Source organism: Gordonia polyisoprenivorans, assembly GCF_017654315.1.
Classification (GTDB): Bacteria; Actinomycetota; Actinomycetes; order Mycobacteriales; family Mycobacteriaceae; genus Gordonia; species Gordonia polyisoprenivorans_A.
Map to the genome: position 1 here is coordinate 2,447,519 of NZ_CP072203.1, position 12,986 is coordinate 2,460,504.

General features: G+C 65.1%; 9 protein-coding genes and 4 pseudogenes. 9 read left to right on the forward strand and 4 right to left on the reverse strand.

Going from position 1 to position 12,986, the window contains the following annotated elements:
- Positions 1–79: 79 nt before the first annotated feature.
- Positions 80–307, reverse strand: a pseudogene (locus tag J6U32_RS27860) (DDE-type integrase/transposase/recombinase); the annotation flags it as partial.
- A gap of 127 nt (positions 308–434) precedes the next feature.
- On the opposite strand from J6U32_RS27860, the gene J6U32_RS10985 reads away from it, so the two are divergent.
- The 3 genes from J6U32_RS10985 (at position 435) to J6U32_RS27655 (ending at position 2,876) form a co-directional block, all read left to right on the forward strand.
- On the forward strand, positions 435–827 hold the full coding sequence (locus J6U32_RS10985) for an IS5 family transposase (RefSeq protein WP_208795457.1): 393 nt from the start codon (positions 435–437) through the stop codon (positions 825–827).
- Between the two features lie 665 nt (positions 828–1,492).
- Complete coding sequence (locus J6U32_RS27650) at positions 1,493–2,239, forward strand: reverse transcriptase domain-containing protein (protein ID WP_280118980.1); 747 nt, start codon at positions 1,493–1,495, stop codon at positions 2,237–2,239.
- Complete coding sequence (locus J6U32_RS27655) at positions 2,220–2,876, forward strand: group II intron maturase-specific domain-containing protein (protein ID WP_280118981.1); 657 nt, start codon at positions 2,220–2,222, stop codon at positions 2,874–2,876. Before J6U32_RS27650 ends, J6U32_RS27655 begins: the two co-directional genes overlap by 20 nt.
- Before the next feature lie 165 nt (positions 2,877–3,041).
- Here the strand turns inward: J6U32_RS27655 and J6U32_RS27380 are convergent.
- Positions 3,042–3,431 (reverse strand): annotated as a pseudogene (locus J6U32_RS27380) (helix-turn-helix domain-containing protein); the annotation flags it as partial.
- Between the two features lie 71 nt (positions 3,432–3,502).
- Here J6U32_RS27380 and J6U32_RS11000 point away from each other — a divergent pair.
- Positions 3,503–3,802: pseudogene (locus tag J6U32_RS11000) on the forward strand (integrase core domain-containing protein); the annotation flags it as partial.
- A gap of 46 nt (positions 3,803–3,848) precedes the next feature.
- Here the strand turns inward: J6U32_RS11000 and J6U32_RS27385 are convergent.
- A pseudogene (locus J6U32_RS27385) lies at positions 3,849–4,213 on the reverse strand (transposase); the annotation flags it as partial.
- Positions 4,214–4,260: 47 nt separating this feature from the next.
- Between J6U32_RS27385 and J6U32_RS11010 the strand changes: the two are divergent.
- The 5 genes from J6U32_RS11010 (at position 4,261) to J6U32_RS11030 (ending at position 10,262) form a co-directional block, all read left to right on the forward strand.
- A complete protein-coding gene (locus J6U32_RS11010; protein ID WP_208795459.1) occupies positions 4,261–4,416 on the forward strand; it encodes a hypothetical protein in 156 nt (51 codons plus the stop codon).
- Positions 4,417–4,562: 146 nt separating this feature from the next.
- The gene (locus tag J6U32_RS11015) at positions 4,563–5,816 is read left to right on the forward strand and encodes an ABC transporter substrate-binding protein (RefSeq protein ID WP_208795461.1); all 1,254 of its coding nucleotides are present in this window, start codon (positions 4,563–4,565) and stop codon (positions 5,814–5,816) included.
- A 144-nt stretch (positions 5,817–5,960) separates the two neighbouring features.
- A complete protein-coding gene (locus J6U32_RS11020; RefSeq protein WP_208795463.1) occupies positions 5,961–8,711 on the forward strand; it encodes a branched-chain amino acid ABC transporter permease/ATP-binding protein in 2,751 nt (916 codons plus the stop codon).
- Positions 8,708–9,463: an ABC transporter ATP-binding protein gene (locus J6U32_RS11025; RefSeq protein ID WP_208795465.1), complete on the forward strand. Its 756-nt coding sequence runs from the start codon at positions 8,708–8,710 to the stop codon at positions 9,461–9,463. Before J6U32_RS11020 ends, J6U32_RS11025 begins: the two co-directional genes overlap by 4 nt.
- Entirely contained in the window at positions 9,405–10,262 is an 858-nt protein-coding gene (locus tag J6U32_RS11030; RefSeq protein WP_280118982.1) for an SDR family mycofactocin-dependent oxidoreductase, read from the forward strand. Before J6U32_RS11025 ends, J6U32_RS11030 begins: the two co-directional genes overlap by 59 nt.
- A gap of 293 nt (positions 10,263–10,555) precedes the next feature.
- On the opposite strand, the gene J6U32_RS11035 is transcribed toward J6U32_RS11030, so the two are convergent.
- The gene (locus tag J6U32_RS11035; RefSeq protein WP_208795469.1) at positions 10,556–12,982 is read right to left on the reverse strand and encodes a CaiB/BaiF CoA transferase family protein; all 2,427 of its coding nucleotides are present in this window, start codon (positions 12,980–12,982) and stop codon (positions 10,556–10,558) included.
- Positions 12,983–12,986 lie beyond the last annotated feature (4 nt).

Consider the following 12,986-nt stretch of genomic DNA (forward strand, 5'->3'; position numbering starts at 1 on the left):
CTGTCGGGCACATCCTGGCCGGGCCCGCGAGCGCCCACAACCCCATGTCCGGGGCATCGAGTGCGAGGCCGGTATGCATGGTCGTGGACACCTGCCAGCCGACGGCCATGCGGGAGAACACATCGAGGATGAATGCCGCATACACCCAGCCGGAGTGGGTGCGGATGTAGGTCAGGTCGACCCACAAGTCATTCGGCGCTTGGGCGGTGAACTGCCGTGTGACCCGATCAGCCGGCTGTGGCGTCTCGGCACCCTCACTGCGAGTGGTCTTACGTGTCGTCAACCGCGGTATCCCGTGGTAGCCCATCGGCTTTCATCAATCGCTCGACGGTGCAGCAGCAGAATTCTGATGATCATCTAGGGCGTGTTTCCCATATGTGTGGGTCTGGTGGGCGCATGCTGTTTTCGTGGCGCTGATGACGTCGAGGTATCAAGTGTTCACCGACGAGCAGTGGGCACGGATCGAACCACTGTTGCCGTCGAATGTGGGTAAGCGTGCGCATCCATGTGGTGAACATCGCCGAGTGGTCGAGGGCATGGCCTATCGGTACCGGACCGGAATTCCGTGGCGGGACTTGCCAGTTGAGGTGTTCGGGCCGTGGCAGACGGTGTGGAAACGTCATCGCCGCTTTGCCCAGGACGGCACGTGGGACCGTGTGCTCGCGCACGTGCTCGCCGAGGCCGATACGGCTGGGCGGATCGACTGGAGACTGTCGGTGGACGCGACGATCGCGCGTGCGCATCAGCACGCGACGAACACCTCGCGCCCTGATCAGGACACAGGGGGCAGCATCGAATCACAAGAACCTCGCCCCGAACGGAGGTGAACCCGCAGGTCACGGGATCGGCAGGTCGCGGGGCGGGTTAACCACGAAAATTCGTGCGTCCAGCAGAACAGGAGGTCTGCCGTTGGGTAGGTGATCTGTTCGTAAGCTCGTCGTCGCTTGCCGGTGTGAGTCCGGTCCGGGTAGCTGCCAGGTGGCCCGGTAGCAGACTGGCGGTTTCATCTGGGAACGGGTGGGGTCGGAGCCCAGTGTCGAAAGCCCTGTGAGGGGGAGCGAGGATGCGGTCCGCAGCATGAAGCGAAGCCTGCGGCGTCGTTAGAGGTCTCTGCCCGTGTGGGTGGGGGTGAAGAGAGAGCCGAGCCGCCGAAATCACGGTGAAGGCCTATGGAAGGCACTGAAGACCTGGATGTGCAGGTGCCGAGGAACTCTCCGGCGTATGGGGCGTGGAACGTATTGACAGTGGCGACGGGAACTGGAGAGGCCCTCCCCGGCCCGGTCATCTGCGAGGTGCTCGTTGCGGTGACGTGGTGGGCATGGTGGCCGGAAGCGGTGGCGCTCTATAACCAGTGATCCTGGGAAGTGAGTGGCCGGTCGGGAGGGAGTCGGAGGCGGCCGTAGTACTGATTGAGCCTGCGGGACAACATAACCCGGGGTGAGGGAAGGGCCGCTACGTGTGTCGATGCGTGGTGATGTGAAGGAGGTGCCCGGTGAGTGCCACGAGTGTGGCTAGTCCCGCCGCTGGCGGTGTTGTGCCGTCTGATTCGGTGCGTGCCTTGCAGCACACGCTGTACCGGACAGCCAAGGCTGATTCTGGTAGGCGATTTCATTCGTTGGGGGACAAGATCATTCGCAGTGATGTCCTTCGGCGAGCGTGGTTTCAGGTGCAACGTAATCAGGGTGCATCTGGTATTGACCGCATCACCGTGGACCGGGTCAACGAGTACGGGGTGACCCGGTTGCTCGATGAGTTGGCCGCCGAAGTGCGGGAGGGGCGTTATCGACCGTTGCCTGCGCGTCGGGTATGGATCCCGAAGCCGGGAACGAGCGAGCAGCGTCCGTTGTCTATTCCCGCGGTTCGTGACCGTATCGTGCAGGCTGCGACCAAGATCGTGCTCGAGCCGATCTTCGAGGCAGGCATGTGCGACTGCTCGTTCGGGTTTCGGCCCAAGAGGTCGGCCCATGACGGGTTGCAGGTCCTTGTCGATGAAGCATGGCGAGGGCGGCGGTGGGTGGTGGAGACGGATATCGCGAACTGTTTCGAGGCGATTCCGCATGACCGGTTGATGCAGGCGATCGAGGAACGGGTCTGTGACCAGTCGGTGCTCAAGCTGCTGCGCGTGATGTTACGTGCCGGGGTGATGACTGACGGCGTGGGTGCGCAGGCAGGTGACCGGAACCCCGCAGGGTGGGGTCCTGTCTCCGATGCTGGCGAATGTGTATCTGCACCAGGTTGATCGGGTGTGGGACACGCGTCGGTACGGGGTGCTGGTCCGCTATGCCGACGATGTGGTGGTCATGTGCCGGACTCGGCAGCAGGCTGAGGATGCACTCGCGTTTCTGCGGGCTGTGCTTGGCGAGCTCGGTTTGACGCCGAAGGCAAGCAAGACCAGGATCGTGCATCTGGTTGACGGTGGTGAGGGTCTGGATTTTCTGGGTTTCCACCATCGATGGGTGCGCAGTCAGGGACGTTCGGGCACCAAAGGGATTGCGTTCCTTGCTCGCTGGCCATCAGACAAGGCGATGGCACATGCCCGGGAGGTGATCCGTGGTTTGACGGTTAGGTCTCGGATGTTGTTGCCGGTGAACGCGATCGTGGAATCGGTGAACCGATTTCTGCGTGGGTGGGCGGGATATTTCCGTTTCGGGAACTCCTCTGCCCGGTTCGCCGCGATCAGAGATTATGCGTTGATGCGATTGGCAGGTGTGATCGCCAAGCGGCATAAACGCAGCCGAGGTTACGGGCGGTCGGTGGTGTTCTATTCCTCCGACAACCAGCTCGGGCTGATCAGTCTTGATGGGATCGTCTATGCGCCCAGGCCGTTTCGTGCCTGGCGGAAGAAACCGAATGCTGGCGGTGAACGGCCTCGGTGAGCCGTGTGCGGGAGAACCGCACGCACGGTTCGACGGGCGGGGACTGGAAACGGAGCACCTTGATCACGGACGTGAAGAAGAACAACCAGACGGGAAACCCTCGGGTTCATGTGGCTTCACGACCTACCATCAAGAATCGCCACCGCGCCAGCCCCCGACCCTACACTGCGCCACCGAGGCACGATAGGCAATCGTGCCACTACGAGTAGCCGCATTGCGCCGTAACTCACGCGAAATCGTTGACGGCGACCGGCCCAACGACTCGGCGATCGCGCGGACTCCCTCACCCCGCTCCCACGCCAACGCAATCTCCTCACGCTCAGCGAATGACAAGTACCGGCCAGAACCTTCAACCAACTCCAATGGCGCCATGCCCTCACCCTGGCGGAACCACCGCCGCGAGCCCACGGCCGACGACACGCCACACGCAGCATCAGCCGCATCATCACTGGACAGACCGTCAGCAATCCTCAGCCAGAATCGGCGCTCCACCTCGCGCCGATACGGCGGGTAACCCGGCGAACGCATCGCCAGCCGGCCCGTCACCGACTTCATCCACCCCTGCCGACGCCCCATCCAAACACCCTCTCTCCCTACGGGTGTTGCGTCCACCGGTTGAACCTGGTCAATACACGTCGCCGGCGTTTACCGCGGCATTGCAGGAAGCCAACATCACCGGATCCATCGGATCAGTTGGCGATGCCCTCGACAACGCGCTCATGGAATCGACAATCGGGCTCTACAAGACCGAACTCATCAACACCTGCCGCACCTGGACCGACCGCGCCGAGGTCGAACGGGAGCCCGCAGCCTACGTGCACTGGTTCAACACCGACCGCCTGCACCCGTCGCTGGACTACCACTCACCCATCGAGCACGAGACGCGCTACCGTGAGAGCATCACCTCCGAGACGGAGGTGGCATAAACCAGATGTCCACCCAGTCCAGGACGGTTCAGAGTTCGATGGTATGCGGTTCGCCGGTACCGACGGCTTGGTGGTCAACCAAGGCGCGCATCGGGTGGAACCCGAAGCCCTTCTTCCAGGTCTAAGTGACCTGCTTCTTCTCCGAGTGGGCAGTCGCCAGGGCCGCGTCGATGTCGATGATCACCGGTGTGCGGGCGTCACGACGGTGGTCGGGGCGGCCTGCCCCGCGGCCGCCCATGCCGTGGCAGGGGCGGCAACTCGGGCAGTGTTGATCGCCGCCAGCGCAGCAGTGGCATCGGCGGCCGGCGTCGAGATCAGCCGGGCCACTGTCGAATCCGAGGCCACATGACCGAAGACGCCCGAATGGGCGCGGACCTGGTTGATGTCGGCCAGGCAGTCGCCACCCAACGCGACCGCGACGGGCAAGTCGGCGATGGTCATGATGGTGATTGCCGACAATGCTATCCACCAAGGAGGGGCGCCCCAGCCGACTCTTGCTGCCGATCATCGACCGCCGACCGCCGACCGCAACGCAGGCTCGGCTGCGCGTGGCGTCGCTGGGGCCCGTCGCTCGCGGCGCCGGGCTGGATTTCACCGCCTTGTGTGCGGACTGACCCGCTTTTGCGACGCGCGCAGTTCGCTCCATCAAGAGATGCCAAAGTCAGATCAGGTAGATCATTGACACATTCGTTGGTTGGAGGTTAACTAAGCCCCACGTAGGGCGCACATGTGAGTTGCGCCACAGAAAGGGAGAAGCTTCATGTGGTCGAAGAAAGTCTTGGCCTTCGTGGCTGCAGTCGTTGCGGCAGTGGCGCTGGCGGGGTGCGGAAGCAGCGGCGACACGAACACATCCGCGGCGAACGGTGACGCAGGCGCTTCCGGGTCGGCGTGGAAGATCGGCTCGATCGCCAGCTGCAGTGGGACCCAGGCCGGCTCCCTGGGCGGCGTCTGCAAGACAATGCAGGTGTGGGCCGACTCGGTCAATGCCGCGGGTGGCATCAACGGCCACAAGATCGATCTGATCGTCAAGGACGACGCGAGCAACCCGACGACGTCGACGTCGATGGTCCGCGAGTTGATCGACAAGGACCACGTGATCGCAATCGTCGGGGACTCGAGCAACGTCGACGCGACCTGGGCGTCGTATGCGCAGGCGAAGGGCGTTCCGGTTGTCGGCGGCCTACCGATCAGCACGACGTTCATCTCTAATCCAAACTTCTTCGGTATCGGCACCAATCTCCTGGCGCTGAACTACGCGACCATCGAGACCGCGAAGAACGCCGGCTTCAACAAAATCGGCTTCCTGTACTGCGCCGAGAGCCCGCAGTGTTCCCAGTCAGTGCCGGCGTTCGAGGGTGCGGCCAAGCTCCTCGGCGTCGAGGGCACGACCGCGAAGGTCTCCGCAACGGCTCCGGACTACACCGCGCAGTGCCTGCAGATGAAGAATGCGGGCATCCAGACTTATGAGGTCGGCTCGGGTTCGGACGTCGTCCTGCGCGTGCTCGACTCCTGCAAGTCGCAGGGCCTCAATGCCCCGCTGATTCAGGCCGACGGCACCTTCCAGAACTCCTGGACGAAGGACAAGAACACCGACGGCACGCTCGGTGTTGAGCTGACCGCGCCGTGGTTCGACTCGTCAATCCCGGGTGTCAAGGAGTTCCAGGACGCGCTGCAGAAGTCCGCGCCGGACGTCTACAACAGTGACCTCTACGGGCCCGGCACCTTCTATGGCTGGATTTCGGGCAAGCTTTTCGAGGCAGCGGCCAAGGCCGGCAATCTCGGTGACAACCCGACCTCGGCGGACGTGACCAAGGGCCTGTTCGCGCTGAAGGACGAGACGCTCGGCGGTCTGATCGCCCCGACCACCTACCAGCAGGGCTCGAAGGGCGCACCATTTCTCAACACGTGCTACTGGAACATCCAGATCAAGGACGGCAAGTACATCTCCCTCAACGGTGGCAAGCCGACCTGCATCGACCCGGCGAAGCTCGCTCCGCTGATGCCGAAAGGCTGATCGGCCCGTAGAGCGCAGTAGTAAGACAGGCCGGGCCGCCGCCGCGTGGCCGTGCGGTCCGGCCTGCTCCACTCAGAGACGGCGACTCCGTCACGTGAACCGACTCATCTCGTCCACAGATTCGCAAAAGGAGTTCGACCAGTCGTGTTGTCCTTCATCATCGCTGGGCTGGTCTCGGGTGCCGTCTACGGCCTCGCAGGCGTCGGCCTTGTGCTCACCTACAAAACCTCGGGCGTGTTCAACTTCGCCCACGGTGCGCTGGCCACCATCGCGGCATACGCCTTCTACTTCCTTCACGTCCAGCAGGGTCTCAACTGGCCGCTGAGCGCGCTCATCGTTCTCGTGGTGGTTGGTCCGGTCCTTGGCTTCCTGCTCGCGGGACTCGCCCGCGCATTGGCCGGCGCAAGCCTCGCGCTCCGGGTCACGAGCACCGTCGGCATTCTGCTGATCGTGCAGGCTGCGTTCACCATCATTTACGGGACGCAGCAGAACCGCGCGGTGCCGTCATTCCTCCCCACCGGGACCGTCACCATCTTCGGCGCCAACGTCACGTACGAGAAGATCATCATCTTCGCCGTCGCTCTGATCTCCACTGCGGGCCTCTATGTGTTCTTCCGCGTCACGCGTACCGGCATGGCGATGCGCGCCGTCGTCGAGGACTCGGCCCTTCTTGATCTCTCGGGCACCAGTCCGGGGCGTGCACGCCGGTTGTCCTGGATCATCGGCGTCGAATTCGCGACCCTGTCCGGCCTTCTGCTGGCCTCGGCCGTTCCGCTCACGGGGACCACGCTGACCTTCCTGGTCGTCCAGGCCTTCGGCGCTGCCGCGATCGGCGCGTTCACCAGCCTGCCGATCACCTTCATCGGAGGCATCGGAATCGGCGTCGCCGGGGCGCTGGCCACAAAGTACTTCACCTCGGGCATCCTGGCCGAGGTCCCGGCGAGTCTGCCGTTCATCGTCCTGTTCGTGGTCCTCGTGGTGTTCCCGAAGCGCTGGCTGGCCTCCCAGATCCCGGTGCGTCCCATGCGGCGTGAGACGTGGACGACGCCGTGGCCCTTTCAGGTCGTTGTCGGCGTGGCCATGTTGGTCTTCTTCATCACCGTCCCTGGCTGGAGCGGCTTCCACCTGGGTGACTGGACCATCGCGCTGACCATGGTGATGCTCTTCCTCTCGTTGGGTCTGCTCGTGCGGACCTCGGGCCAAGTATCGCTGTGTCACGTGACGTTCACCGCGATCGGCGCGGCGGCGTTCTCCCATCTCGCCGTTGATCATCACTGGCCGTGGCTGGTCGCGCTGCTGGGTGCCGGTGTCATCGCGATGCCGATCGGCGCGCTTCTTGTCATCCCCGCGATCCGGCTCGGGGGTCTGTATCTGGCCCTGGCCACGCTCGGCTTCGGCATCGCCGTGGCGCAGATGTTCTACACGTCGAAGTACATGTTCGGTGAGCTCGGACTGGGACTTTCGATGCCGCGACCGAATGTGACCATCGGCTGGGATCTCACCTCGGACAAGGGCTTCTACTACCTCTGTCTGGTGTTCCTCGTCGCGACCTCGCTTTTCGTGGTCGGCCTGAACAGGAGCCGTCTCGGCCGGCTGCTGCGCGGCATGGCGGACTCGCCGGTTGCACTCGCCACGAACGGCGCCTCGGTGAACGTCACCCGAGTGCTCGTCTTCTGCGTCTCGGCTTTCCTGGCCGCCATCGCCGGCGCTCTCGCCGGAATGTCGCAGCTGACCGTCACCGGTGACAGCTATCAACCGATCGTCTCGTTGACCTACCTGGCGCTGATTGTGATCTGCACGGGCAATGCTCCGTGGTATGCCCTGCAGGCCGGTCTCGGCCTGGCGGTCATCCCGTCCTACCTGACGTCTGTGAACACCTCGAACTGGCTGATGATTCTCTTCGGTGGGTCCGCGATCCTGCTCGCTCTCACCCCGCCGGAGAAGCGTGGTGTGCCCCGGTGGATCAAGCGGTCGCTCGACGGCGCGTTCCGCCGGCCGCCGTTCGTCCGTGGCGGAAAGCGGATCGCAAAGGCCCCTTCGGCGGCCAACCCCGTCAAGGTCGCACCGTTGACCCTCGAGGTCAACAGCCTGCGGGTCCAGTTCGGTGGTCTGGTGGCCGTGGACGACGTCAGCTTCCAAGCCCAGACCGGTCGCATCACCGGCCTCATCGGGCCGAACGGTGCAGGCAAGACCACCACATTCAACGCCTGCTCGGGTCTGAACCGTCCGACCAATGGCCGGGTGTCGATCAACGGCAGCGACGTGTCTCGGAAGTCCCCCGCCGCCCGCGCTCGTCGCGGCCTCGGCCGGACGTTCCAGCAGATGGAACTGTTCGACTCACTGACCGTGCGGGAGAACGTCGCCCTGGGCGCCGAGTCCCGGATTGCGGGGGCCAACCCGCTCAGGCAACTGCTGCCGAAGCCGATGGACGGTCGCAACGTCGACAGTGCAGTCGCCGAGGCGATGGAACTGTGTGATCTGACCGAGCTCGCGGACACGCCGGTCGTCGGCATGTCCACCGGCCAGCGGCGTTTGGTCGAGCTCGCCCGCTGCCTATCCGGTGACTACCAGCTCCTCCTGTTGGACGAGCCCTCCTCCGGGCTGGACCGTGCCGAGACCCTGCGCTTCGGCGAGATCCTCACCGAGGTGGTCCGCAAGCGCGGTGTCGGCATTCTGCTGGTCGAGCACGACATGGCCCTGGTCAACGACATATGCGACGACGTCTTCGTCCTCGAATTCGGTCGCCTCATCTTCTCCGGCACGCCGGCCGAGATGATGGCCTCGAAGGACGTGCAGGCCGCCTACCTCGGCATCACAGCCGACCATGACACGGCAACTGAGACTGCCACCCCGGCTCCTGAGACGCCGGAACTGCAGAAGGAAGCACAGCGATGACCGAGTCCCAGCTTAGTTTCGACAACGTCACCGCCGGCTACGGCGCCAGCACCGTACTCCGCGACATCGACCTCGAGGTCCGCAGCGGCCAAGTCGTCGCGCTCCTCGGCGCGAACGGCGCCGGAAAGACGACCCTGCTCCGGACCGCCGCAGGACTGATCCGGCCCACCGGCGGCCGCGTGTTGATCGGTGACGAGGTCGTCAACAAGGCGGCGCCACACTTCCGGAGCCGTGCCGGCTTATGTCTCATCCCCGAGGGACGTGGCGTCTTCAAGGGCATGACGGTTCGTGACAACCTGCTCATGCAGATCCCGCCGTGGGAAAAGGACAAGTCCTTCGAGGTCGCACTCGCGGCGTTCCCCGCCCTCGAGACGCGTCTCGGCGAGCTGGCCGGCCGTCTCTCCGGTGGTCAGCAGCAGATGGTCGCGCTGTCGAGGGCCTATCTCGCCAAGCCGGACGTCGTCCTGCTGGATGAGGTCTCGATGGGCCTCGCCCCCGTGATCGTGGATCAGATCTTCGAGTCGTTGCGTGCGCTCGCCGCCCAGGGCACCGCGCTCCTTGTCGTCGAGCAGTATGTCGAGAGGGCCCTGGAGATGTCGGACCACGTCTACATGCTCAATCACGGCGGCATCGTCTTCTCCGGCTCGTCAAGCGAGCTCGACGAGGAGGCCGTCATGCGGGGCTACCTCGGCCATGCGGTCGAGGAGGCGGCGGAAGGCACCGTCGGTGAGCGCCAGCCGCTCGGTGGATAAGCAGGTAGCGCTCGTCACGGGGGCGGCCCGAGGTCAGGGCCGTGCCCATGCGCGCATGTTCGCGCAGCGAGGATTCGACATCGTCCTCCTCGATGTCTGTGGCCGGGTCGCAGCGACCTCCTATCCGCCGGCGACCTCCGAGGATCTGGCAGAGACGGTCGGAGCATGCGAGGTGCTCGGCGCGCGGGTCGTCGCGGCGGAGGTCGATCTGCGCGACGGACCCGAGGTGCGTGGGGTGGTCGACCGCGCCGTGGAGCAACTGGGGCGACTCGATGTCGTCGTCTCGAACGCCGGCGTCTCAGGCTTCCGGCCGTTCCTCGAGCTCGGCGACAGCGACTGGGACGACATGATCGGCAACAACCTCACCACAGCGCACCGGCTTCTTTCCGCTGCGGTGCCCCACATGGCTCGCCTCGGCAACGGTGGCTCGATCGTGCTGACGGCGTCCGTCGCGGGTGTGAAGGTCATCCCGTTCGAGGCGCACTACGTCGCGTCCAAGCACGGTCTGGTCGGGCTGATGCGCTCCCTCTCCGTCGAGCTGTCGCCGTACGGGATCCGCGTCAACGCGATCGCCCCGGGCGGAGTGGCGACCGTGATGGCGGAGGGTCACGACCTGCAGGGCATTTTCGGCGATGAGAACCGCTCGGCCATGTTCGCCGGCAGCTTCAGTCCGCTGGTGGCGCCGTACATGGCCACGGCGGAGGAGGTCGCCGAGGTTGTCGGTTTCCTCTGTTCTGATACCGCCCGCTCCATCACCGGACAGGTCGTTCCGGTGGACTTCGGCGTCACCGCACGCTGACGATCATTCCTCGGATCGGTGGAAGAACCGACCGCCGTCTGATGAATGTCTCGCTGCTGGGTTTCAGACCCGTGACCTCAGCAGCTGGTCCGGGGGAATTGGACGGGCATCAGCGATAGCGCGATCTGGGCGAGTTGCACCGTCCCCGGTGGCACGTGATCGTCACTACCGCTCGATCGAGACCTTGCTCTCCCCGGCACCCGGGTTGCGGCTCTCCCTGGCACCCGATTGCGCTGACCGTAACGAAGAGGTCCCGTCGGCATCGCCGACGGGACCTCTCGATTCTGCCCTGCTCAGTCGGTCTGGTCGGGCGGGATAACGATCTTGTTCTCCTCGAACTGCGCGATCTCGCTCTGGTCGTATCCGAGTCCGAGTAGGACCGAGCGGTTGTGCTCGCCGCGGCTCGACGCCGGCCGAACCTGTCCTGGGGTCTCCGAGAACCTGACAGGGACGGCGGCCTGGATCAGCTCGCCGAGCCTCGGATTCTGCACGGCGACCGTCAGGCCGCTCTCGCGAAGGCCCGGGTCGAAGCTGGTCATGATGGCGTGTCCGACCATACTGACCGCGACACAGCCGACGCGCAGCTTGATCGCGTCCGCCTCCCATTCCGGAGCGGGGCGCGTCGCCAGGCGCGGTGTGACCTCCTTGAGGAGCTCCGCGTCGTTCTCAGCGCGCGCCTCGACAGTGGCGAAGCGGGGTTCGCTCGCCAGATCCGGAGCCCCGATGAGCTCGGCGAAGCGACCGAAGTCGACGTCGCTGTAGACGGCCACGCAGACGAAAGTGTCGTCGGCCGCCTCGTAGCAGCGGTCGAGCGCGCTGACGCCCCAGTAGTCGTCATCGGTGATGCGCGCGGGAGGCTTGCCCTCGTAAGTGCAGAAATCGTCGGCGTACGCCATCGCATTGGCGCCGATCATCGAGGTGTACAGGAACTGGCCCACCCCGGTGCGACGCTGCTGATAAGCCGCCAGCGCGATCGCGGTGAGCACCACCAGGGCTGGGTTCGAGTCGCCGTCGACGACCTGCCCGAGGCGGGGCAGGACAATGGCCTGGAGTTCGATGAGTGACATGTCGAGGTTGCGCTCGGCCGCCGACCAGTAGCCGACCTGGCGACTGAAGCTGCCGGCGGCCGCCTGAGCGGCTTGGGCGTAGAGCGCGCGCTTCGCGTACGGGCCGTCCGTGCCGTAGCCGGCGGCGTGCAGGTACATCAGCCGCGGGTTGAGCTCATGCAGCGTCTCCCACCCGAGGCCGAGACGGTCGGCGACGCCGGCACGGTAGCCGTTGACGAAGATGTCGGCCTGAGCAATGATCCGGTGCGCGATGGCCTGGCCCTCCGGAGTGCGAAGGTCCAACGACACGCTCTCCTTGCCCTGGGTCGTCTTCGCGGTGGCGACGTCGGGACCGAAGGAGCGACGATGCGGATCGCCTGCCGGGTCCTCGAGCTTGATGACGCGCGCGCCGAGCGCGGCGGCCATGGTCACGCCGTACGGCATCGCGTAGAACGAACCCATCTCGACGATCGTCAGGCCTGCAAGGGCCTGTTCAGGGGCGGTCTCATCACGGGATGGCTGACACGCCGGTGCCGGGCCGCTCGGGAGCTCGCCGTGCGCACCGAGGATCGGTGCCGAACCGAGCACCCTCAGTGGCGTGTCGGTGAAGTGTGCGACCGGGCCCACCTGGCGGATCGTGCCGTGTACAGGGTCCTCGACCGAGATGCTGTCGCCGTTGTGCACGATCTGCGGGTGGTCGAGGCCTTCCTCGCATGTTGCGGCGATTTCGAAGGCCACGTCGGGGCTCGCGACCAGACGCGGGACCCAGTGGTCGAGATCCTTGTCCCGGAACGCCGTGAGCAGGATGTCCTCGAACTCCTGGGCGATCTCCGCGGTCGGGAAGGAGGGTAGGTCCGCGAAGCGCTCGTCTTGCAACTGGTCGCGGACGCCAGCGACGTCGACCAGCGCCCAGCCCTGCTTCGGCAGCAAGGTCGAGGTCTGGATGAAGCGTCCATCCTTGGTCGTGAGCAGAACTCCGTAGCGGCTCGCTGCGTTGGCGGATCGGGAGTCGCCCGTCGGCTTCTCGCCGCGCTTCTTCATCAGCTGGGCGACGACCGTGACGTAGTAATCCGCAGGCTCGAGGCCTGCCCAGATGGTGGCATCGACTTTCTGGCCGCGGCCGGTCGTCTCGCGCACCATCAGCGCGGCGAGTGCGCCCGCGACGCCCTGGTGGGCGGCGCCGAAACTGCCCCACGGGACCGGGTACATGATCGGTCCGTCCCGGTGCCCGAATGCGCCGCGGGCCCACAGCCCGGCCTTCGCCGCGACGAGGGAGTCGTGGCCTTTGATGTATCTGTACGGCCCGGTGTGTCCAAACGGTGTGATGTCCAGATACACCAGGCGGGGGTTCACCTTCGACAGCAGGTCGTACCCGACGTCGTAATCGTCGGACCGGTCGATCGGCAATGCATCGATGACGATGTCGGCGCTCGCAGCGAGACCCTGGACTGCCTTGCGCCCCTCGAGTGTGGTCAGGTCGGCGACGACGCTCTCCTTGCCACGGTTCCACACGAGGAAGCCGCTTGGCAGACGGCGCCGCAGGCCATCGCCCCTCGGCGGCTCGATCTTGATCACGCGTGCGCCTGCGTCGGCGAGGATCATCCCGGCGATGGAACCGGCGGGACTGCCCGAGCCGAGCTCGACAACAGTGAGTTCAGCGCAGATGTTATTCATTATT

What these genes read in the sequence shown, in the direction of transcription:
- J6U32_RS11035 (WP_208795469.1), bottom strand. Translation starts at nt 12,982, where the DNA reads ATGAATAACATCTGCGCTGAACTCACTGTTGTCGAGCTCGGCTCGGGC.
- J6U32_RS11010 (WP_208795459.1), top strand. Translation starts at nt 4,261, where the DNA reads ATGCTATCCACCAAGGAGGGGCGCCCCAGCCGACTCTTGCTGCCGATC.
- J6U32_RS11015 (WP_208795461.1), top strand. Translation starts at nt 4,563, where the DNA reads ATGTGGTCGAAGAAAGTCTTGGCCTTCGTGGCTGCAGTCGTTGCGGCA.
- J6U32_RS11025 (WP_208795465.1), top strand. Translation starts at nt 8,708, where the DNA reads ATGACCGAGTCCCAGCTTAGTTTCGACAACGTCACCGCCGGCTACGGC.
- J6U32_RS11030 (WP_280118982.1), top strand. Translation starts at nt 9,405, where the DNA reads ATGCGGTCGAGGAGGCGGCGGAAGGCACCGTCGGTGAGCGCCAGCCGC.